Here is a 22,287-nt window from a genome sequence, read left to right as displayed (position 1 = left end):
CATACGTTCTGGAACAAACGCTTTCTCAGTCCCGTTTCCCCCGTAGCGAAAATCGCCACCGTGTGGTATCGCCTTTCATGATACGTATTTGATCAGGTAAAACAAGAATATCAAGCTAACGATTATTGCCATCTTGACGCTTTTGGAATCGGTTTCGTACACTGGCGCAACCGGTAAGGGGAATCTGCAGATCCTTCGCAATCGAACATGTGAAACAGTCGTGCTTTGGAAAGGATCGGCCATGGAGGGCATGAAACGTACCGTAGAGGCAAGCGCTGCAAAGCAATTTACTCGTCGCGAGGCGTTGTTCGCTGGCGGCGTCGTGACAGTCGGCGCGTTGGCGAGCAGCTTGCTTGGGGGTTGTTCAGGCGCGGCGTCATCGTCGTCCGCAGAATCATGGGATAAGGAAGCGGACTTGGTAGTCGTAGGCGCTGGGACAGGATTGTACACTGCGCTTCGAGCACGTGAAGAAGGACTGAGCGTTATCGTGCTGGAAAAGGGTGCGAAGCCCGGTGGCTCTACCCTGTACTCGTCCTCGGTGGTTTGGGCTCCTGCGAACAAGCTTATGGAGCAGAACGGTGACAAGGACTCGAAAGCGGACGCACTCGCGTACCTTGCAGCAGGATCGGGCGAAACGTACCTTCCTGATCATGCTGAAGCTTTCGTAGACAATGTGAACATCGCTCTAGACAACGTGACGCGCCTAGCAGGCGTCGAATGGGTGTATTGGGCACCCGGTATCGACTACCGCTCTGATCTGCCGGGAGGAAGGACCATAGGGCGCTCTCTCTGCCCCAAGGTAGAAAAAGATCAGGCAATCGCCGGAGTTCTGGGCGGCGCCCTTGTATCGAGCGCGGAAAAAGCAGGCGTTGAAATCATGGCGAAAACTCCGGCAACCCAGCTTGTCACGCGCGTTTCTGACGATGGTTCCACCGAAGTGCTTGGCGTGGTCGCAAAGGACGGCAAGAGCGAAATGAAAATTCGCGCCAAACGGGCGGTCGTCATGTCGTCGGGAGGGTTCGATTGGAACGAATCGATGATGAAAACCTATCTGCGCGTCCCCGCGTTGTATAGTTGGGGCACGCCGGACGGCACCGGCGACGGACAGCGAATGGCTATGAAGGCGGGCTGCGATCTTAGCTTCATGAACGAAGCTTGGCTTTCGCCCGGGTACAAGGTCGAGTACGAAGAAGCTCGGGCTATGGGAGCGAGCAAGCTTTCAACGGCTATTCGCGACGATTGCAAGCGCGGGGTGATCTACGTCAACAAGCACGGAAAGCGATTCACGAACGAATGCTCCAACTACGATTCCGTAGGCAGGTCGTTCTGCGCTTTGGAGAACGGGGTTGAGCCTCGCGGTTGGCAGAACCTTCCCGCGTTCGCGATAGCCGACCAGGCTGCGGTCGATACGTATGGGCTGAACGGCGGAAAGCCCGGTCAGCCGGGGGCGGCGTTCAAGCAGTACGGCTCCATCGAAGAACTTGCCCAGGCATGCGGCATCGATGCTGCGGGTCTTGCCGAGGAGCTTGTCCGATACAACGACCATGCGCGGAACGGTTCGGATCCCGATTTCGGTCGCGGGCAAGACTACTATGGACAGCACTACGTGGGTGGCGACTCGAACTACGAAGGAGCGGCTCGCACGCTTGCTCCACTGGAAACCGGTCCTTTCTGGGCGGCTGAAGTGGTTCCCGTTGTGCTTGGAACCATGGGCGGGATGAAAATCGCCGCAAACGCTCGGGTTTTGGATACGGACGGTAACGAGGTTAAGCGTTTATTTGCTCATGGCAACTGTGCGGGGGTTGGCTGTGGAGGGGCGTTTTATGCAGGAGGCGGCGGCACGTTGGGCCCCTCTCTGGCGTTCGGTGAAATCGCCGCGGCCCAGCTTTCTTCGCTCGAAGCCTGGTCGTAAAAGTTACTGCATGCCATGGGAGGTGCAGCCCTCCCATGGCATGAGGGAGCGGAGGGGTCTGTGTCTTTGGGGTTTTTAAGCAGTCCGGAGTTTCAGCTTCTGCTTTCGGCAACGGCGCGCCGCCCCATGCTGAAAAGCGAGCTTGATCGCCGGTTCGTACCGGACGGTTATACAGCGGACGAAATATGGGAAGCGTTGACGGCCATCCGACGTGGCCAGGCGTTTTACGGGCCGATCGTCGAATTCACTCCCGAGGGAGTTCGTAAGAACTGGCATACGGTTCCAGCGACGTTGCAGTATTCGTTACGCCAGATAGCTCGTAAAACGCAACGGGGATCGTTTCTTGATCTTCTTATATCGGAGCGCGCCGGGTGTCGCTTTGTGACGCAGTATTACATAGAGGAAGCCGTTGCGAACTTAAAGCACGATGGGTTTGAAACGGACTACGAGAGCGTTCGTGCGGCAATATTCGGCGAGCGTGCATGCATGACCTTCGCGGAGCGGCTTGCGGTGAACTTTCATTCTATTATGAGGGATTTGCCTGCGTACGAAGAGCTCCCCTTCGACGAATCGGTCATTATGCGTTTGTACCAGGACCTTACCGAAGGGCTTTCGGATGAGGATCTTCCTGCTCCGGGTACGGTGTCCTTGTTGGATCAGCATGTTGTTTCGGCTCGAGACAACGGCGTGCTGGATATCATCGTTGCCACCGGAAACGACTTGAACACCGAGCCGGTTCAAGATCCCATTATGGTGTCGATGCTGGTGAACTGCCATTTCTGGAGGCTTTCACCGCTTCCGTCGTGCAATAACCTCATGGGGTGCATAGCCAGCCGGTTCTATCTGCTTAAAAAAGGGCTTCCTGCGTTTCGCTTCCTTCCGAAAACGAAGATTCTGGAAGATTGGAGCATGGGAAGCAGTTTTTCAGGAAGCGCTCGCTACTCTTTGAGAGAGTCGATCGTGGCGGACGGGGCTGCTACGGATTGGACGGCGTACTACGATTCGTTTATGTCCATCATGTTGCACATGCTTCAGCTTATGGAGGAATCCCTTGCAAACCTCAAGGAGTCAGATGATTTGATCCTTGCGCGCATTGCGGCTTCGGATGGATTCAATCATCGACAGAAAACCCTGTTGAAACGCGCGGTTCTTGCACCCGAGACGGAATTCGCCATATCGGAACATCGCGCTGCGCATGGAATCGCGTACTCGACAGCACGGACCGATTTCGAAGATTTGGTTGCTCGGGGGCTGCTTGTTCGAACTACGAGGGCTACGGCGAACGTGTACTTGAGCGCACCCGACTTGCGGGTATCGTTCGCTCGGCTGATCGAGCGATCCGCATCGGAAAAAGCTGCGTTGTGATTTGGGCGATCAGCAAGAATAGCAATGGCGGAGGCGGTAGGATTTGAACCCACGAACGCGTGAACGTTAACAGTTTTCAAGACTGCCGCCTTCAACCACTCGGCCACGCCTCCGCATTTTTGGTCCTGGGGCTTTGCGCGATTGGTTTGGCGAACGCGTTTGGGCTTGCTTGTTTCACGTGAAACAATGATATTTGAGCCGCTCCAGCATTCTGGCCATGCGAAAATCGCGTTGAATCCCTGAACGATTGGTAGGATACCATATAATATGCGACATGACCGATGAAGACTACATGCGTATGGCTCTTGCCGAAGCGCGCCGTGCCGAACAGTTGGGCGAAGTTCCTATCGGCGCCGTTGTCGTATACCAGCCTATTGATCCCGCTACCTGCAAGCCGTTGGCTGATCCGGTGGTTATTTCTCGGGCTTGCAATATGAGGGAAACGACGAAAGACCCAGCTGGGCATGCGGAGTTTTTGGCTATGAAGCAGGCTGCTGAGTATCTAGATGCATGGCGTCTGACAGGTTGCACGGTGTACGTGACGCTTGAACCCTGCATTATGTGCGCTGGGCTGATGCACCAAGCGCGCGTCGATCGGTGCGTCTTTGGCGCTCCTGATCCGAAAGCTGGTGCGACGGGCACGTTGTACTCCGTCAACGCTGACGAACGGCTTAACCATACCTTCGAGGCGACTTCCGGCGTCCTTGCCGACGAATGCGCCCAGATACTACGCGACTTCTTCGCAAGCAAAAGAAAGAGGCGAACGAAACCTTTATGACGAATACGACCGAGCTTCCGGAATCCAGCCCCGTTTCTTCAGGTGCGGAAGGGCCCTCTTCTCGTGCAAACGACCCGCATGTTGTTGATATGTTCGAGGTTGCGCGCATCGCTCAGGGGGTGGATGTCGCCTCGTTCAATGCCTTCGGCTCCGTTAAGCTGGTTGCTCCTGCGAAGGTGAACCTGTACCTCGATATAGGCGAACAGCGCGCGGACGGATACCACGAGGTTACTACCGTCATGCATGCGCTGTTGCTGCATGACGTCTTGCGCATGAAAACCGCCCCGGCGGCGCCGGGTGCGGGATTGGCGGTTGATCTGGCTTCACGCTCGTGCGAGGGACTTGCGCCGCTCGACGTTGCCCCTTCAGACAATATCGTGAGCAAGGCTATTCGCCGTTTCGCCGCCGCGCTTGGGCGGCAGCAAGACGAAACGATTGTGGTAAGTATCGAGAAGCACATTCCCGCAGAAGCCGGTCTTGGGGGCGGGTCTTCCGATGCCGCTGCCGCTTTGGTGGGCGCGGCGCTCTTATGGGGCGTTCCGACCGACGATGCTTTGATTGAGGAAACCGCTCGGTCACTCGGTGCCGATGTGGCGTTTTTCTTGCACGGCGGCTGCGCGTGCTTGACCGGCGTAGGGGATGTGCTTGACCATAAGCTGACGCCCATGAACGGGCCGGTGGTGTTGATCAAGCCTGAAGGGGGCGTTTCGACGGCCGCTGCTTATCGCGCCTTTGATAAGAACCCTTCGTTCGTTTCAGCCGATCAACGTGCTATTGCATTACGTGCCACGCGTGCGCAGGATGTCCCCTTGATCAATAACTTGGTGCCGGTCTCCGAGGAGATGCTTCCGGCTCTTGCGGATATTCGAACATGGGCAAGCTCTCATGAGGATGTGGATGCCTCGCTCATGTCCGGCAGCGGATCCGCCGTGTTCGCGATGTGCAAGTCGATCGATGCCGCAACGCGCGTGGCAGCGCAGGCTCGAAGCCGGGGTTGGTGGGCTCGCTCGACAACCTTCGGTCCTTCGCGTGCGGCTTCCGTTCCGGTGAGATAGGTTCCCGGCCCGCTTGATGCGGGACTGGGGCGATTGATCGGCGAGTCTTACCGTAAGGGAACGGTTACAGAATAGTGGCGTACGATAGTCTCGTTTCCAGCGATGGTAGAATGAGCCGTACGCATTAGCAAAGGAGAGCTATGGACATCGTATGGATCGTCGTGCTTGTCATTGTCGTTGTGCTTGCTTTGGCTGTTATCGGGTTGTACAACAACCTGGTCAAGCTGCGCAACATGGTGGACAACGCCTGGGCACAGATCGACGTTCAACTGCAGCGTCGTTTGGATCTTATCCCCAATCTTGTTGAGACCGTCAAGGGTTATGCTTCGCACGAGCGCGGTACGCTCGACGAGGTCACGCAGGCTCGCGCAGCCGTCATGAACGCCGGCACTCCCGAAGGGAAAATGCAGGCTGATGGCATTTTGACCGGGGCCCTGAAAAGCCTGTTCGCCGTTGCGGAGGCATACCCCGACCTGAAGGCGAACGTGAACTTTCAACAGCTGCAAGCAGAGCTTTCCAACACGGAAGACAAGATCAGCTACATGCGCCAAAGCTATAACGACACGGTCATGAAGTTCAACACCGCTATTCAGACGTTTCCTGCCGTGCTTATTGCCGGTATGATGGGTTTCAAGGAGCGTCAGAGTTTCGATGCCGCGTCGGGCGCGGAAGTGGCTCCCCAAGTTCAATTCTAGCAAGGGCAGCCCCTCGTTTCGTGTCTGGGACGAGGGGCTTTTGTTCTATACCGGGATCGTGCTGCTGAGTTTTGACGATTGACGGGGTCCGGTACAACGACCCGGCTCGATGCGTCCTGCTCCCCTTCCCTGGTTTGTCAGACGGAGCGGTTTATGGGCAAGCGCGAAGATCGACAATCGAAAACGTTTGACCGCCTTCTGGATTCCTCGGGCGTCTTTGCCGTTGTCGCGTTGATTCTGGTGGCGTTTTTGGTTGGCTTCTACGTTGTTCTGTCTATAAACATGAATGAGATAGACCAGCGAACCGAGCGGTTGAAAGACCACCCCTACGCGGTGACGCTGGCCGCTGGTCGGGCTGAGACGTATCTGATGTCCATGAGAACGCTCGACGATCGCCTGGGTTTCGCGCGCACTCCTGAAACCGTGGAGAGCGTTCGGGTTGAGTTCGAGGAAATCGACCAGCAGATGATCAAAGAGCTTGAGCAGGTTTCCGATCGGTTCATCGCCGCTCCTGAACTTGCCGTCGAGCTCTCGAACCGCTACGAAGAGTTCCGTCTACAACAGCAAGAGCTCATCGATATGAGCTTGGGCGATGCGAGCGATCATGATGTAGCTCGCTTCCTTTCCGACAATATCGACCCGCGCATCAACCACATGCTAACGATCAACACCGAGATCATCGACGTTGCGTCCGAATCGTTTGACAGGACGTACGCTCAGATAGCCGATGCCCGGAAAGAGGCTATAGACACGGCAACGGTTCTCTTGAGCGTGTTCGTCGTTGCGCTCATCCTGTTCATCATTGTGATCATGCGGAAAAACAATCAACAACGTGCGCTCCAGGAAAGCCTGAGCTGCGCGCTTGAAGCTGCGCAGGAAGCCAACGAGGCGAAGTCGAGGTTCCTGTCGAACGTGTCCCACGACATTCGCACGCCCTTGACCGCGATCATCGGGCTGGCGAACATAGCCAGCGAGCACGAGGATGACCGCGAGCGCGTAGGGGAATCTATCAACAAGATAAAACTCTCCTCGCATCATCTTTTGAACCTGGTCAACGACGTGCTGGACATGAGCAAGATAGAAAGCGGGCAAATCGATCTAACCCGCGCGACGTTCAACGTGTGCAATTTGGTGGAGATGATGGTTTCCATCGTTCGCCCGCAGGCCGATACGAAACAACTTTCGTTCGAGGCGGTCAATTGCTCGCTTGGGCGCACGCTGGTGGTTGGCGACGAGATGCGCGTAAGTCAGATTTTGGTCAACTTGCTGGGCAATGCGGTGAAGTATACGGAGCCGGGCGGTCACGTGTGGTTCTCGGCGGCCCGTATGCCGTTCGGCGAAGTGGCGGAAGAGTTGAACCTGAACGAGCAGGATGCCCAGAAAACCTGCGTAGTTCGCTTTGTGATCGAGGACGACGGCATAGGGATGTCGTCGGATTTCGTTGAGCGCATGTTCGATCCGTTCGAGCGGGAGGAGCGCCCATCGCGTCTTGCGGTGGAGGGAACGGGTTTGGGGATGTCTATCGTGAAGAACCTGATCGATGTTATGAACGGGTCCATTAAAGTGGAGAGCGTTCAAGGGAAGGGTTCGAAGTTCACGGTGGATCTTCCCTTCGAGATGCAGGAGGAGGCCTCGGCGGACGCCGAAGATCTTTCGACGGCGCCAGACGACGCAGAACTGCCTGATGGCGGCCGTTCGGCTGATTGGGCGCGCGTACGGGTTCTGCTTGTTGAGGATAACGACATCGTGGGAGAAATCGCCGAGGAGTTCATCAAGAGCACGGGCGCTTCGGTCGATCGCGCTTGGGACGGTCTTGAAGCGGTCGAAACGTTGAGGTCGGCACCGGAAAACTATTATGACCTGGTGTTCATGGATATACAAATGCCGCGCATGGACGGTTTGGAGGCCGCTCGCGCAATCGTGGAGGAAAGCTCTTGCGCGCATCGTTCGCATCCGCCGATTATTGCCATGACGGCCAATGCGTACGTCGAGGACAGAAAACGTGCTTCCGAGGCGGGGATGGACGGCTATGCGGTCAAGCCAATCGGAAAAGACGAGATCGTACGGCTGCTTGAAACGCACGTGAAACCACGGAGCGCCCGTTAGAATCGATGAGCCTTCGCGCGGCCTCTTGCGAGTCTGGTATGATGCGGAATCAAGGAGTTCGTACAAGCAAGGCGCTTGCTGTTCTGAGAGAGGAGTTCCGTCATGATCGCCCGCTTATCGCGCATCGCTGTGCTGTTGGTTGTTTTGGCGGTGGTCGCGCTGGTGGTCTATCTTGTTGCCACGTATCGCTACTCGCCAACCCGTGCGAAGGAAATCCTCATCAAACTGTTCACGGCTATCACGGGCGTTCTTTCCTCGTTCTTTGGATTGTTCAGCCTGTATGCGTGGTTCGAGCACAATGTGGGCGTGTTCGATCTGGCGTTTAGCTTTTTACTTACCGCTTTGGTTGCGCTTGGCGTGACACAGGTATGCCGCGCTGTTTTCCTCAAGCATCATCCGGCGTACCGCAAAAAGCCGATGAAGGCGAAACGGATCGGCTCGCGCTTCAGGGGCCGCCGAGGCTGATCGGCTGTACTCGTTGGTATTCGAGCGGACCTGCGCAACAGCGGGTCCGCTTGTTTTCCAACCCATTCGTAACTGCTCTTTTTCGATCCGCCTTCCTTTTCGTACTGGCCCCTGTTTCGATCGGGGTCAGTCATACGATGGCATTCGTGCAACGTATGGTTCCGGCGCTTGCCGGCGCTGGCGATGGGAAAGGAAGGGTTCGCATGAGGTACACCAACGGCAACTACGAAGCGTTCGCTCGGCCTAGAAAACCCAAGGGAGTCGATGACAAGTCGGCGTATTTGGTAGGCGGCGGCCTTGCCGGTTTGGCAGCTGCGGTGTTTTTGCTACGCGACGGACACATGCAGGGCAATCGGATTCATGTATTTGAAGAAACGGCTGTTCCGGGAGGATCTTTAGACGGTAAGGCGGTGCCGCTTGACGGATTTGTGACGCGCGGCGGCCGCGAGATGGAGAACCACTTCGAGTGCTTATGGGATTTGTTTCGATCCGTTCCATCGCTTGAGGTGGAACATGCGTCAGTGCTCGATGAATTCTACTGGCTTGATCACGACGATCCGAACTCCTCCAACTGCCGCATCATTCACGATCGCGGGTGCCAGGTTGAAGACGATGGCGACTTCACGCTTTCCAAGAAGGCGAAAAAAGAGCTGATCGAGCTATGGATGGCTTCCGAGAAATCGCTCGAAGGCAAGCGCATAGAAGACGTTTTCACCGAGGAGTTCTTCAAATCGAACTTCTGGCTGTACTGGTGCTCGATGTTCGCGTTCGAGCGTTGGCATTCCGCTATAGAAATGCGCCGCTACATCATGCGCTTCATTCACCACGTCAAGGGGCTTCCTGATTTCACCGCGCTTAAGTTCACGCGCTTCAATCAATACGAATCGCTGGTCAAGCCCCTGGTTTCGTACTTGAAGGAGAACGGCGTCCGGTTTGAGTGCCATGCGCGGGTCGTTGATGTTCGCGTTGACGTTTCCGACGACGCGAAGGTCGCCCGCGAGCTGGTGGTGGACCGCAGCGGTCGCATCGATCGCATAGGGCTGACGGAAAACGATCTGGTGCTGATCACGAACGGATCCATAACAGAAAGCTCCACGCAAGGCAGCCATTTCGATCCGGCTCCCGTCACCCATGAGCTGGGCGGCAGCTGGACGTTGTGGAAGCGGTTGGCCGAGCAATCGCCCGAGTTCGGCAACCCTGACGTGTTTTGCGAGAACCTGCCCAAGGAAAGCTGGTTCGTTTCCGCAACGGCTACCTGGCAGAACAGCAAGATCGATCCGTATATAGAGCGATTGACGAACCGGGGCCTCAGGACCGGAAAGGTTGTGACCGGCGGCATCGTTACCGTGAAGGACTCCAACTGGCTTATGAGCTTCACGATACATCGTCAGCCTCATTTCAAGGAACAGCGTCCTGACCAGACGGTCATGTGGATCTACGGCCTGCTGTCGGGCGTTCCCGGCAACTACGTCAAGAAACCCATCGAGGCGTGCAGCGGCCAGGAAATCGCGCAAGAGCTGCTGTACCATTTGGGCGTTCCTGAATCTCAAATCGAGGCTATGGCGCACGATGATTGCACGGTGATACCCGTGTACATGCCGTTCATCACGTCTTACTTCATGCTGCGCAAGCCGGGGGATCGTCCTTTGGTGGTTCCCCAGGGATCGAAGAACCTTGCGTTCATCGGCAATTTCGCTGAAACCGAGCGCGACACGGTTTTCACGACCGAGTATTCCGTGCGCACCGCCATGGAGGCGGTGTACCAATTGCTCGACGTGGAGCGCGGCGTGCCTGAGACGTTCGCGTCTGCGTACGATGTGCGCGCCCTTGCGAGGTCTCTGTACTATCTGTCGGATCGCAAGAAGCTTGTCGACATGGATCTTCCCTTTGTGGAGCAGCGAATTGTCGATTCGTTCGTCAAAAAGACCGAGAACACTTACATCGGCGATATTCTCAAGAAAAGCCATTTGGCGTAAGCGTTCGGCGTATGCTGCGTTGCTTGCCGCTCGGCTTCGCTTGGGCCAAGCATCGTGCGGCCGGTTTGCACCTGAGGGGCGGTGCACTGGTACCTATCCGTTGCCGTAGGGAAACCGGTTGGACGATATAATGAAGCCCGGCAGTTGAAAAACTGTCGGGCTTTTGAAGTTGGTGGCGGAGAGCTGGGGATTCGAACCCCAGACACCCTTTTGGGGTGTACTCGCTTAGCAGGCGAGCACCTTCGGCCTCTCGGTCAGCTCTCCACAATATAATAGGTGCGGTTTGCTATGATACCGTGACCACCTCCAAGTTGCAAGGAGCATGATTGTGCAAAACATGAGCGGTACGCAACTCCACATTTCCTTCGCTATGCAGCGCAGGCGATTCGCGCTTGCATTCGCCTGCCTGATCGCCTTAGCCGTGGGCGTTCTGGCGTGCTCGCCGGCCTATGCCGACGCGAAGTCGTACACCATGCCTAAGGTTGATATTCAGGCGCAAGTTGAAACCGATGGGTCCTTGCATGTGGTGGAGCAGCGCGCATTCGACTTCAGCGGCGATTTCACGGCTGTATGGTGGGAGCTCGGCAGCGGTCTTCCGTCGAACGCGTCCATCAAGATCAACGGCATGCGCATGGGCCAGCTTGGCGCCGACGGATCCATTTCGGGCGAATGGACAACGCTCAAAGACGTGCCGTTCGTGCTGGGCTGGCGCGAATCGGGCGGACCTGGCACGGATGCGTACTCGTTCGACGAGCCGAAGAACACCGTGTACGCGTTCTTCAACCAATCCGATACGCAGGCGATGATAGAGCTTGACTACACGGTGGTCAACGGCGCGCAAGCCTATGGAGACGTGGGAGAGGTGTACTGGAAGTACATAGGGTCCCAATGGGCCGAAGCGTCCGATAACGTGACGATGACCCTTGCGCTGCCGGTGCCTCAGGGAACCGAGGTGAAAGCGGGCGATAACGTGCGCGCTTGGGGCCACGGCCCGCTTGACGGATCGGTGTCGGTCAATGCGGATGGATCCGTTACGTACAAGGTCCCCCATGTGTCGGCCGGGCAGTTTGCCGAAGCGCGCGTTGTGTTTCCCGTGAAATGGCTCACGAACCTTTCAGCAAAAGATGCCGCTGCGCACGGTGGGGCCATGCGTCTTGATACGGTGTTGAAAGAAGAGCAGTCGTGGTCTGACCAAGCGAACGTTCAGCGCACCATGTCGCTTGCATTCATCGTGGGCTGCGGTGTGATAAGCGTTTTGCTGCTGCTTTGGGGCTTGTGGTCGTATCGTCGGTACGGTCGCGAGCATGAACCTGACTTCAAGGACGAGTATTGGCGCGACGTTCCCGATTCTGCCGTGCACCCTGCGGTGATCGGTCGCCTGTGGCGTTGGGATCGCGAAAACCAGGATGATTTCTCGGCTACGCTCATGCATCTGGCTCATATCGGTGCCGTGCGCATCGATGCCGGCAGTTATGACGAGCCGGGTTTGTTCGGATCGTCCAAAACGAAGGGCGACTACTATATAACCAAGCTGCCCGCCGCCGACGCGGTGGCCGATCCTATCGACCGTGCGGCGCTCGACCTTCTGTTCGGCCGGGTTGCCGAAGGCCGCGACTCGCTGTGGTTCGGCACGATCGAAACGTACGGCAAAGACCATCCTCAAGAGTTGCTTGACGCTATGCAGTCGTGGCAGGGAACGCTGTCCGCCGCAACGAACAGCCAGGATTTCTTCGAAGCAAAGGGCAAGCGCTATCAGGGGTATCTGATTGCCCTTGCCGTAGTGATGGCCGTTGGCGGCGTGGCGATTTGGTTGATGATGGAGAACTTCATACCTCTCATCTTCATGCTTCCCGTGGCTATTGCCTTGGGCATTATCGCCAACTACATGCCGCGCCGAAGCGTGCGTGGAAACAACCTGATCGCGCGTTGCAAAGCGCTGCGCAACTGGTTGCGCGATTTCTCGTCGCTTGACGAGCGCCCGCCCACCGACGTAAAAGTGTGGGGCGAGTTCATGGTGTATGCGTACTTGTTCGGCGTTGCCGACCAGGCTATCAAGCAGCTGCAAACCACCATGCCGCAATTGTTCGAGTACGACGGATCCTTGGGCGTGTCCTACATGCCGTGGTGGTTCTGGTACACGGGCGGGCATACGTCGACCGGCGTTGCCATGCCTGCGGTGGGCGATCTGTTCCAATCGTCCATGGCTAACACCTTGTCGTCGGCTCAGGCCGCCCTGTCCGCTGCAAGCGGGGACTTCTCAAGCGGCGGCGGATTCGGTGGAGGGTTCTCGGGCGGCGGAGGTGGCGGCTTCGGCGGAGGCGGCGGCGCGCGCTAGAAAGGCCGTGCTACAATGCGGATGAAGTTGTCAGCTAGGGAGGAGCCAGTATGGCGGAAAAAGACAATATCGTTCTGATCGGCATGCCCGGTGCGGGCAAGTCGACGCTGGGCATTGTGTTGGCTAAGATCATGAACTATCACTTTATAGACGCAGACCTGGTCATCCAGAACCAGTGCGATAAAACGCTTCAGAAGCTTATCGATGCATGCGGGCCCGAAGGGTTTATCGAGGTTGAAAACGAGATCCTGCGCGATATCGAAGCGTCCAAGAGCATTATCTCCACGGGCGGTTCCGCGGTTTACTCGGATGAGGCCATGCAGCACCTGACCGAAATCGGCACGGTTGTGTACTTGCAGATATCCTACGACGAACTGGTGAACCGCTTGCACGATTTGCAGGAGCGCGGCGTGGTTCTCAAGGGCGGCATCGGCATGAGCCTGCGCGAGCTGTTCGACGAGCGCAAGCCGCTGTACGAGCAGTACGCCGAGATCACGGTCGACGTGAACGACTTGACCATTACCGCGGCAGCCCGCAAGGTTGCCGACGCGATCAAGCAGGCGCAAGCGTAGCGAAGGAGGCTCCATGGTCGAAACGATAGAAACCGCTCCCGTGAAACCGCTGATCACGATTGACGACTTGGACAAGCTGGATATTCGCGTCGGGCGTATCGTGCTGGTTGAAGACGTGGAGAAGTCGAGCAAGCTTATAAAGATGACGGTGGATTTCGGTGGCTTTACGCGCACCATTCTTTCGGGTATGAAAGAGGAGCGAGAAGATCCGAAGGCCGAGATCGAGGGCAAGCAGGCTCTGTTCGTGGTAAACCTTGCTCCGCGAAAGATGGCGGGCGAAGTGTCCGAGGGCATGATCTACGATATCGGATACGAAGACGGCATCCTGCCGGTTCTCGCCGTCCCTGAACGCGACGTGCCGAACGGCGTGCGTCTCGGCTAAGTGCGAAACAGGGACGGAGCGCGCAACTTGCTGGCTCCGTCCCTGCTGGAGTTCCCTGGTCTATCGGGGCTGTTGCGCTTCGACGAACGCGTGAATCACCGAAACGGCTCCTTGCGCATCAAGCTGTCCGGAGTTGAGGCACAAGTCGTAATTGGAGGCTTGCCCCCATTGCTCGTCCGTGAAGTAGCGGTAGTAGCTGGCGCGCGCTTTGTCCACTTTGGCGATGCGCGCACGAGCTTCTTGTTCCGACAGGTTGTTGCGGCGCATGACGCGCTTGACGCGGGCGTCCATCGGGGCGCTGACGAACAGGCTGACCAAGCCCGGGTGCTTTGAAAGCACGTAGTCGGCGCAGCGGCCTACGATGACGCACGGTCCCTCGTCCGCTATGGATTTGAGAATGCCCACTTCCGCTTTGTAAATGCGCGCCGCGACGGGGTGTTCGATGTCCGTTCCGCAAAAAAAGTTGTTCAGGTTGAGCAGCAGCGGTCGCAGGGGCTTTTCGTCGAAGTCCGCGATAACGTCCCCGTCGAGGCCGCTTTCCTCGGCTATGCGCTTGAGCAGCAACTTGTCGTAGTAAGCGATGCCCAGCTCGTTTGCAAGGTGCTCGCCTATCTCGCGCCCTCCGCTGCCGTATTCTCTGCTGATTGCGAATATCAGATGCTGGTCCATGCAATCCCCTTCTTGCGTTTCGAGCGCGGACGTCTGTGGTATGCCGCTCATTGTACCAGTTCGGGCCCGCGTGCTGCGGGCCCGAACCAAGGGAGGGAATACGCTCGGCCGCTGCGGGAGCGCCGCGGCCGAGCCGGATGGACCGACGGCGCTATGCCGAGTAGGCAGCTGCGTTCGTTCCGGCAATGCGTCCGAACGTGTAGATGTCGGTCATCGAGCAGGAGCCCAGGCGGTTCGTGCCCATCTTGTGACCCGCCACTTCGCCGGCTGCATAGAAGCCCGGAATGGGCGCGCCCGTCTGGTCGAGCACCTGCGCGTCGGTGTTGATGTGCAGGCCGCCCATCGTGTAATGGACCGCGGGCTTGCAGGCCATCAGGTAGTACGGCCCCTCTTCGATGGGGTTCATCGTGCCGCGGTAGTTGAACTCGGGATCCTTGCCGTCCTTGCAGTACTGGTTCCAGGTGTCGATGGTCTTCTGCAGTTCGGCAGCGTCAACGCCCATCTGGCTGCACACGTCGTCGAGCGTGTCGCCCTTTGCGATGACCTTGCGAGCCAGAATGTTCTCGTACTCGTCGGCGTGCGTGACCAGCAGTCCTGTTTCGTCGGCGCCCTTCTGGTTGAACAGCAGGTAGCCCTTGCCGTCGCTTTGCTTCGTGATGGCGTTGGAAATGACGTCGCGGCGGTCGAGTTCTTCCACGAAGCGATTGCCTTCCTTGTTCACCATGATCGCCTGGTATTCCAGACGCACGTCGCCGACGTACAGCAGCGCGCCGGTCGAGGGGTCGCATACGGGATACGTCTGGATGTACTCCATGTCGATCAGGTTTGCTCCGGCTGCCTCGCCCATGGTGATGCCGTCGCCCGTTACGCCTACGGAGTCGGTGGACAGGATCTTGTCGTCCATGGCCGGGTTGTACTTCACGCGCATCTCGATGTTGGAGCCGAATCCGCCGCTTGCCATGACCACGGCTTTGCAGGCAACCGTGCTCTCTTCGCCGGTCACGGTGTTCTGTACCTTGACGCCGCTGATGGCGTCGCCGTTTTTCACCAGCTCAACGGCGCGCGTGCAGTCGACCAGCGTAATGTCGTCGATCTCGTTCACGCGCTTGGTCAGCTTGGTGGTCATCTCGGACCCCGAGTGCGTGATGGGGATGATGGAGCGCTTCGTGTTGTGCCCGCCGAACTGCATGAGGTCGTGCTTCCACGACACGCCGCCTTCGAAGGTGAGCCATTGCGAGCTTTCCAGCGCGCCGTCAGCGATCACCTGCACCAACGCCGGATCGCCCGCGTTGTCGCCGCCTTCAAGCATGTCCTTCGCCAGGGCTTCGGGGCTGTCGGCGATGCCCTCCTTCACCTGGATCCAGTTGCCCGGAACGGCCATCTCGCCGCCGGAAAGCGCGGTGTCGCCGCCCAGTACGCCCATTTTTTCCATCAAGACGACCTTCTTGCCGGCGTTCGCTGCGGAAATAGCCGCTGCGAATCCTGCGCCGCCGGCCCCGATGACCACCACGTCGGTGGATTCGGGCAGCGTCGTCTCGTTCGCGTATTCGGCCTTGTCGCGCTTCTGCCATTCGCTCGACTTCTGCCCCAGGTCGTCCAGGGCGCTTGCCACGGCGCCGGTGAACGCCATGCTGGACAGCGTGGCTCCTGATACGGCGTCAACGTTCAGCGTCTGATTGTCGATGATCAGCTTGGTGAGTTTCTGCATGGCGACGTCGCCCATGCCCGGCGTTTCGCGCGAATCGAGCACGGTGATGCGGTCGATGGCTCCGTCGGTTACCGACACCTCTACGTTGAACTCGCCATGCTTGCCCATGCCCGACCCGATTGCCGTGCTGGTTGCGCCGTCGCCGGCCGATGCGTTCTTGGAGCCTGCTGTGCCGCTGGGCGCGCACCCGGCGAGTGCCAAAGTGCCGCTGAGCGCCGCTACGGCGCCGCCTGCAATGAACTGCCTACGCGAGAATCGTTCCATGTGTATAGTCCTCCCTACAAATCCCGTCCCGCTGCTTCGCGGGTTGCTCCTTTTGCATGCGGGTCCGTCGGATGTTGCCGAGCGTTGGCCGCACGCGCCCGCCTCAGCTTGGCGAACGTTCGCAACCGTGCCGCAATGCCTCTCCAAAATGCCGCGATGAGCCGCGCCGCGCAATTGTCCGCGTAGGTTAAATACGTAACCCTTGCCATAACCCTCTTTCGCCATCAGGCTCTTTTGGCTATGATGAACCGCGGCTAGGGAGTTGAAGCTGCACTGCTTCGCCGCCCGGGCGCAGGGGCGCCGAAGCCCTTGGACGTTTCACCGGTTGGTGCCGCATCGCACCGCCGTTCCACTTGTTTGGGGAGGAAACCGTGGAAAGCGTGGAGAAGCAGGGGTTCGCCCAGCGGTGGAAAGCCATATTCGGGCGCGTGGCGATCATCCCGTTCGTGTTCTTCGGGGTTGGCCTGTACCGCGCGTGGATTGCGACGCTTTTCCGCTACGAGGCGTTTCCCACCATTACCGTGTTCGACTACTTTTTGTTCGAAGCCGCTATTGGCGTGGTGTCGTTGGCGCTTGCTTTCGCTGCCCGGCGCGTGGCGCCCCTCTGGGCGAACAAGCCCGCCGTGATTGCAACGGGCGCCAGCATGACGGGCGGCTCGGCTCTTGTCGTGATCGCTTGCTTCTTTGTTCCGTTCGAGCCTTTGAAGGTGGCCGGATTGCTGCTTGCCGGTGGCGGTTTGGGATCCCTGATTCTTATGTGGGCGGAATTCTACGGGTCGCTCAATCCGCTTCGCGTGGCGTTGTACCATGCTATCGCCATCTTCGTGGGCGAGGTGGTGAAGTGGCTGTTTCTGGGGATGTCCGTTCCGTACCTGGCGTTTTTCGCCGTGGTCTTGCCGCCGATCTGCCTGGCGTGCGTCCGTTCGAGCATGCGCCGGCTGCCCGACCGCGATCTTCCGCGCGCCGTGCGCGAAGGCGATGTGAAAACCATACCCTGGAAGCCCATCTTCCTTATGGCCACCTGCACGTTCGCAGCGGCATTCGGTGCGCTGCCCATGCAGCCGCTGGTCCCCGGCAACGTCGTGGGCGCGCTGTTCGTGACAGGGCTCGTGTTCTTCGGCGTGCTGTCCGCTTCGCGCTGGTTTAACTTCGACACCATTTACCAATTGGCGTTTCCGCTGTTCATCGTAGGGTTTTTGTTTGTTATGCCCTCGTTTGCCGGCAGCGCTCAAATTATGGCGCTGTGCTACGACGCTGGATACACGATGCTGTCCATGTACATCATGATCGTCATGAGCAACATCACGTACCGCTTCGGCGTGAACGCGGTGTGGATCAACGGCATCGAGCGCGGCATTCGCTACCTTGTCGAGCTTTTGGGGTGGCTGACGTTTGCGGGCGCTTCGGCGTATCTGGGCAGCGCCGATACGAGCATGGTGTACAACGGGATCGTGGTGGCCGTCGTGGTCGCGTTTTTGGTGATCTTCTTCACCGAGCGCGGGCTTTCGGCGAAATGGGGCGTTGCTCTGAACGACGACCAGATGGAAAGCGGCCCCGCCGAAGGTCGCACGGCTATGCGCGTGTCGGACCTTTCTCGCGTGTACAGCTTGAGTCCTCGCGAAGAAGAAGTGCTGCAGCTTTTGGCCCAACGCGCCACGGTCGCGGAGATCGAAGAGGCGCTGTACGTGTCCCAGGGCACGGTGAAAGCCCATATCAACCATATTTACCGGAAGCTGGGCATTCACAGCAAAGCCGAATTGTTCGGTTTGCTTGACAGCCCTGAAAAGCCGGCCAGGCGCTAGTCGGCGGGGGTGTGGGCCTGGCGGGCGATGGCGGCGTCGGCGCTGCGAGGCGCCGCCATCGCGGAGTGCGAACTGGCGCCCCGCCCCGCTGGGCCGGCGTCCTATGCGAAAGGCCCGCAACGTGAGCGGGCCTTTCGCGGAAGTGCGGAGAGTTTTAGCGAGCTAGTTCTTCGATCCCAGACGATCGGTCAATGCGTCCAGGGGCGGGATGTCCCAGTTGTCGCCAATCAAGTGAGGTTCCATGCCGTCTTCGTCACCCGCGGCTTTCAGGCGCGCGAAGTAATCCTTCGTTTCCTTCGCCACCACGCCGGACAGGGCGATAAGGGCGATCATGTTCGGCAGGGCCATCAAGCCGTTGAAGATGTCGGCGATGGTCCACACGGCGGCAACCGTCATGTACGGGCCGATGAACACGGCGGCAATGTAGAGCCAGCGGTACACCTTCACGGATTTCATGTTGCCGTTGCTGAAGTACTCCAGGCAACGCTCACCGTAGTAGTCCCAACCGAGAATGGTGGTGAAGCCGAACAGAACCAGGCACGCCATCAGCACGAACGACACGATCTCGCCCGGGATGAACGGCAGGCCGGCCTGGAACGCTGCCGTGGTAACGGCGGCTCCCTCAAGGCCGGGGATCTGGTAGGCGCCCGTCATGACCAGGGCAAGGCCCGTCATGGAGCACACGACGATGGTGTCCAAAAACGTGCCGGTCATGGACACGAGGCCCTGACGCACCGGCTCTTTCGTCTGAGCGGCCGCTGCGGCGATCGGAGCGGAACCCAGGCCGGCCTCGTTCGAGAAGATGCCGCGTGCGATACCCTTCTGCATAGCGATGATGATGGCACCCAACGCACCGCCGGCAGCTGCCTGCAGACCGAACGCGCTTTCGAAGATGGTCACGAACGCGCCGGGAACCTTGTCGAGGTTCGTGAAGATCAACAGCAGCGAGAAGCCTACGTACAGCACCACCATGGCGGGAATGACGCGCTCGGAAACCTTCGCGATGCGCTTGAGGCCGCCGATGACCACCAGGCCCACCAGCACGGCCAGCACGAGCGAGCCGATAACGGTGAAGATGGAGTAGTCCATGCCCAGGATGCTGACCGTCATGGACTTATTGGGATCAAAGAAGCCGGTGATGGCCGTCGAAATCGAGTTCACCTGCGTGAACGTGCCGATGCCGAACAAACCAACGCACATGCCGAAGAACGCGAACATCTTGGCGAGCCAGCGCCAGTTGCGCCCCATGCCGCGCTCGATATAGTAGAACGGACCGCCCAGCACGTGCCCCGTCTTCTTGTCGACGCTGCGGTACTTGACGGCAAGCAGGCCCTCCGAGTATTTCGTCGCCATGCCGAACAGCGCTGCAAGCCACATCCAGAACATCGCACCCGGGCCGCCGGCTACGATAGCCGTGGCCACGCCCACGATGTTGCCCGTGCCGATGGTGGCCGAAAGCGCGGTGCACAATGCGCCGAAGCTGGTCACTTCGCCGGTGCCGTCTTTTTCGTTCTTCACCATGTAGCGCAGCGCGCGGGGCAGCTGGCTGAACTGGACGCCGCGTAGGCGCACCGTCAGCAGAATGCCTCCGAACAAGATGAGCACCATGAGGGGAACGCCCCAGATGAAGTCATCGATGGCGACCAACATATCGTTGATCGTGCTGAAAAACCCTTCCACCAGTTTCCTCCTTTATGCATGTACGTACGTGCAACTTCTGTAGCCTCGCAACAACGCGGAACAAGGCCGAACAGGAGGATATGCAAGGGGAAACCAAGGAAAGCGAGCGCCGCCTAACGCGACGAACTCGTAGCTTAGCTCTGTCCTTTTGCCTGAGAGTTTCAACGGTGCTGCGCGTGGATCGCGTCCACGTTCGCGTATGCATTCCGCCTTGCCCCTTCGGCACCCGATAGCCGGGATTCTCCAGAGGCCCCTTCCGCGTCCTGTCTCGTAAGATTCAGGACGTATCAACGGGGTACGCTATGAAATTGTGGGCACATTGTAGCAGGTAACAGTTTGGTTGTGAACGAAAAGAAAGGCTTGCGACCTGAAAATTTGCGCTGTGCGGTTGGTCGGAGCCGTTGAATCAACGCATCTCGTGTTGGCGGCAGCTTTTCGAGCTTCCCCTAAAACACCAGTTCAGCAGCATCCCCGCAGCGGGGCAGGGCATCTTCCTCCGAAGTTCTTTCGCGGTGGATGATTTCCCGACCGCGCGGGAAGCGCTGATTGCGGGCGCGTGCACCCGGGTGACGTCCAGGCAATTCCGCCGTTCTGTCAAAACGGACGAGTTTTGCTGGTCCTCAAGCAAGGATAAATAGTCCTTGCAGCTCTGTGACCTGGTGCGATGTAAAACGCTCTTGGGGAAAGGTGTCTTCGAAGGCGGAAAATCGCCGCAAAACTCGCTTGTTTTGACAGAGCGGCGGGAGCGGCGGGTCGCGACGACCGCCGAGTGGGGATGGCGCGCCCTGCGGCTTCGAGTGAGGCATGCGCCCGCGGCCATGGGTTGGGCGGGCGGCCCTGGACGCGCGCGGCGCGGCGACGATCCGCCGCGCCGACAACGCGGGTTCCTACCAGTGGCTTACTACGACGTCGCCGCCCTGGACTATCGCGTACAGTTCCCCCGCCTTGTCGGGAGGCAGGTTGACGCATCCGTGGCTTCCCAGGCCGTCGGCGTATTTCGTGCCGCCGAAACCGCTTGTCTGCCATTCCGCGTCATGCAGGCCGATAGCGCCTCCTACGAATGGCATCCAGTACTGAACAGGGGTTTCGTAAATCTGGGTGTCGCCGTCGTAGCCCTTCAGCGTAGACGGGCTTTCCTTGCGGTTCATCCAGTACACGCCGTCGGGGGTGTCGTGCGTCCCGTCGGGAATGCCCGTGATGATATCGGACTCCCAAACAAGAGCACCCGACTCATCGTAGAAGCGCGCATGCTGCTCGGACAGGTCGATGTCCAAGTATCGTTTGCCCCAGTCCTGCACGCCGGGGCCCTTGAATGTTTCTCCGTGTGTGACCGTAGGTACGGCGATCGCCTGCGTGCTTCCGGTGGAAACGCCTTCCTTCACGGCTGCGAGCAATGCGTCTCGGTCGATTTCCCAACCGTATACGCCGCCCTTCACGGTGATCTGCTTTCCGTCGGCACGCGTGTACGTGCGCGCGCTGCCAACGGTGTTGTTTGCTTGAACCAGCTGATCAACCCAGCTGCCAAGGGCGGTTTCGTCCAGTGTGGCCTGGGCCTCGTCGTTCACGGTGATCCACTGAGCAACCAGGTCGGCGTCGACTGTTGCAAGGGGATAGTCGTCCATGGTCAGGGGGATGTTCGCGGCGATCATTACGTTGGCGGTTTCGATGGCCGACTTCAGGCGCTCGTCGGTTTTCAGGATGGTTGGCTGCTGCAGCTGGTCCGCCGTGATGGCGGCGCGGCGATTGAGCGCGGAAAGCGCATCTTCCGCCACTTTGACCACGGCATCTGCATCGAGGGCCGTACCCACCGATTCCGGTTCGATATTGAAGGTTTTCGTTGCCTTGTCGAACGCGAGCGTCGCGTTTTTCGGCGGCATGGCGTTTGCATTGACCTGTTCGACGGCGGCTTTCACGGCATCTTCAAGGGCGGTGCCGCTGAACCCCGCTACCAGTTTGGCGGACTCGTCGTGCTGCGCTCCAATCTGAAACGGCCAGAGCCAGGGATTCACGTCCGACAGCATGTCGTCTATGACGGCCGACGTGTTGACGGCCAGGCCAGCTTCGGATGCGGTCAACTTGAGGTCGAGGCCTTGTCCGCTTACGGAAAGCGTATAGTCGCCCAGCTTGTTTTTTAGGGATTGCTCGGCCTCTGACGAGGACATGAGGGACAGGCTCATGCCTCCTGCCGTCGTGTTTGGCATGAAGCGTCCGGAAAAGTACAAGGCAACGCTGACGTATACCGCTAACAGCAAGGCCAAAGCGCAGGCCAGCATGATGCCGATGACTTTAAGGGGGTTGGTGCGGCGGTGTTCAACGTGAAAGCCGCGCGGGGCGTTTTGATACTGGTTCATGTGCGCGTCCTTGAAAAGGTGGGTTGAAAATATAGTCCAGTATAGGAATAGGGTCCAGCCGGTGCAATCGAACCCGCGAAAAACCGACAATCGGCAACCCGAAGAAACGGGGGCGGCGATCGCCTTCGGCCGCAAGCCGTAAAGCGATCGCCGCCCCCGTTTCTTCGGGTTG

At 58.6% G+C, this 22,287-nt stretch carries 17 protein-coding genes, 2 tRNA genes and 1 riboswitch; of the genes, 12 read left to right on the top strand and 7 right to left on the bottom strand.

Annotation, left to right across the window (positions count from 1 at the left end; genetic code table 11):
- The first annotated feature begins 241 nt into the window (after positions 1 to 241).
- Together ACMNI9_RS11635 and ACMNI9_RS11630 are read left to right on the top strand one after the other, a co-directional pair.
- The gene (locus ACMNI9_RS11635) at positions 242 to 1,912 is read left to right on the top strand and encodes an FAD-binding protein (RefSeq protein WP_418832275.1); all 1,671 of its coding nucleotides are present in this window, start codon (positions 242 to 244) and stop codon (positions 1,910 to 1,912) included.
- A gap of 60 nt (positions 1,913 to 1,972) precedes the next feature.
- Positions 1,973 to 3,277 (top strand): hypothetical protein, encoded by a 1,305-nt coding sequence (locus ACMNI9_RS11630; protein ID WP_418832272.1) that lies wholly within the window; start codon positions 1,973 to 1,975, stop codon positions 3,275 to 3,277.
- Between the two features lie 25 nt (positions 3,278 to 3,302).
- Here ACMNI9_RS11630 and ACMNI9_RS11625 read toward each other — a convergent pair.
- Positions 3,303 to 3,390: transfer RNA gene (locus ACMNI9_RS11625), tRNA-Ser, on the bottom strand.
- Positions 3,391 to 3,551: 161 nt separating this feature from the next.
- Here ACMNI9_RS11625 and ACMNI9_RS11620 point away from each other — a divergent pair.
- The 6 genes from ACMNI9_RS11620 (at position 3,552) to ACMNI9_RS11595 (ending at position 10,352) form a co-directional block, all read left to right on the top strand.
- On the top strand, positions 3,552 to 4,055 hold the full coding sequence (locus ACMNI9_RS11620; RefSeq protein WP_225749675.1) for a nucleoside deaminase: 504 nt from the start codon (positions 3,552 to 3,554) through the stop codon (positions 4,053 to 4,055).
- On the top strand, positions 4,052 to 5,110 hold the full coding sequence (gene ispE, locus ACMNI9_RS11615; RefSeq protein WP_418832269.1) for a 4-(cytidine 5'-diphospho)-2-C-methyl-D-erythritol kinase: 1,059 nt from the start codon (positions 4,052 to 4,054) through the stop codon (positions 5,108 to 5,110). The genes ACMNI9_RS11620 and ispE overlap by 4 nt, the downstream gene beginning before the upstream one ends.
- A 140-nt stretch (positions 5,111 to 5,250) precedes the next feature.
- The gene (locus tag ACMNI9_RS11610) at positions 5,251 to 5,805 is read left to right on the top strand and encodes a LemA family protein (protein ID WP_114566373.1); all 555 of its coding nucleotides are present in this window, start codon (positions 5,251 to 5,253) and stop codon (positions 5,803 to 5,805) included.
- Between the two features lie 153 nt (positions 5,806 to 5,958).
- Entirely contained in the window at positions 5,959 to 7,911 is a 1,953-nt protein-coding gene (locus ACMNI9_RS11605; protein WP_418832266.1) for a hybrid sensor histidine kinase/response regulator, read from the top strand.
- Positions 7,912 to 8,013: 102 nt separating this feature from the next.
- Complete coding sequence (locus ACMNI9_RS11600; protein WP_114566375.1) at positions 8,014 to 8,376, top strand: guanylate cyclase; 363 nt, start codon at positions 8,014 to 8,016, stop codon at positions 8,374 to 8,376.
- A 203-nt stretch (positions 8,377 to 8,579) separates the two neighbouring features.
- Positions 8,580 to 10,352, top strand: a complete 1,773-nt coding sequence (locus ACMNI9_RS11595; protein ID WP_216529243.1) for an oleate hydratase — start codon at positions 8,580 to 8,582, stop codon at positions 10,350 to 10,352.
- Positions 10,353 to 10,525: 173 nt separating this feature from the next.
- Here ACMNI9_RS11595 and ACMNI9_RS11590 read toward each other — a convergent pair.
- A tRNA-Ser gene (locus ACMNI9_RS11590) sits at positions 10,526 to 10,616 on the bottom strand.
- 58 nt (positions 10,617 to 10,674) lie between these two features.
- Here ACMNI9_RS11590 and ACMNI9_RS11585 point away from each other — a divergent pair.
- The 3 genes from ACMNI9_RS11585 to ACMNI9_RS11575 are packed head-to-tail and all read left to right on the top strand — an operon-like array spanning position 10,675 to position 13,641.
- Complete coding sequence (locus ACMNI9_RS11585; RefSeq protein WP_418832261.1) at positions 10,675 to 12,687, top strand: DUF2207 domain-containing protein; 2,013 nt, start codon at positions 10,675 to 10,677, stop codon at positions 12,685 to 12,687.
- Positions 12,688 to 12,737: 50 nt separating this feature from the next.
- A complete protein-coding gene (locus ACMNI9_RS11580) occupies positions 12,738 to 13,259 on the top strand; it encodes a shikimate kinase (RefSeq protein ID WP_114566377.1) in 522 nt (173 codons plus the stop codon).
- Between the two features lie 13 nt (positions 13,260 to 13,272).
- The gene (locus ACMNI9_RS11575) at positions 13,273 to 13,641 is read left to right on the top strand and encodes a tRNA-binding protein (protein ID WP_114566378.1); all 369 of its coding nucleotides are present in this window, start codon (positions 13,273 to 13,275) and stop codon (positions 13,639 to 13,641) included.
- 60 nt (positions 13,642 to 13,701) lie between these two features.
- On the opposite strand, the gene ACMNI9_RS11570 is transcribed toward ACMNI9_RS11575, so the two are convergent.
- Together ACMNI9_RS11570 and ACMNI9_RS11565 are read right to left on the bottom strand one after the other, a co-directional pair.
- Positions 13,702 to 14,310, bottom strand: coding sequence for an AAA family ATPase (locus ACMNI9_RS11570; RefSeq protein WP_418832258.1), 609 nt, complete (start codon positions 14,308 to 14,310; stop codon positions 13,702 to 13,704).
- A 151-nt stretch (positions 14,311 to 14,461) separates the two neighbouring features.
- Positions 14,462 to 16,282, bottom strand: coding sequence for a flavocytochrome c (locus ACMNI9_RS11565; protein WP_418832255.1), 1,821 nt, complete (start codon positions 16,280 to 16,282; stop codon positions 14,462 to 14,464).
- Positions 16,283 to 16,653: 371 nt separating this feature from the next.
- Here ACMNI9_RS11565 and ACMNI9_RS11560 point away from each other — a divergent pair, with 371 nt between their 5' ends.
- Entirely contained in the window at positions 16,654 to 18,084 is a 1,431-nt protein-coding gene (locus ACMNI9_RS11560) for a response regulator transcription factor (protein ID WP_418832253.1), read from the top strand.
- A gap of 162 nt (positions 18,085 to 18,246) precedes the next feature.
- Here the strand turns inward: ACMNI9_RS11560 and ACMNI9_RS11555 are convergent, their stop codons facing one another.
- The 3 genes from ACMNI9_RS11555 to ACMNI9_RS11545 all read right to left on the bottom strand — a co-directional run.
- Entirely contained in the window at positions 18,247 to 19,734 is a 1,488-nt protein-coding gene (locus ACMNI9_RS11555) for an alanine/glycine:cation symporter family protein (protein WP_301282395.1), read from the bottom strand.
- Between the two features lie 160 nt (positions 19,735 to 19,894).
- Positions 19,895 to 20,021, bottom strand: a riboswitch (glycine riboswitch).
- Positions 20,022 to 20,651: 630 nt separating this feature from the next.
- A complete protein-coding gene (locus ACMNI9_RS11550; protein ID WP_418832250.1) occupies positions 20,652 to 22,115 on the bottom strand; it encodes a L,D-transpeptidase family protein in 1,464 nt (487 codons plus the stop codon).
- The coding region (locus ACMNI9_RS11545) for a hypothetical protein (protein ID WP_418832247.1) at positions 22,075 to 22,287 on the bottom strand (213 nt) is incomplete at its 5' end. The genes ACMNI9_RS11550 and ACMNI9_RS11545, both read right to left, overlap by 41 nt.

The organism is Paraeggerthella sp., assembly GCF_048427265.1.
GTDB classification, from domain to species: Bacteria; Actinomycetota; Coriobacteriia; order Coriobacteriales; family Eggerthellaceae; genus Paraeggerthella; species Paraeggerthella hominis.
The sequence above is the reverse complement of the archived record's forward strand: the minus strand, read 5'-3'. Positions and strand labels throughout refer to the sequence as shown.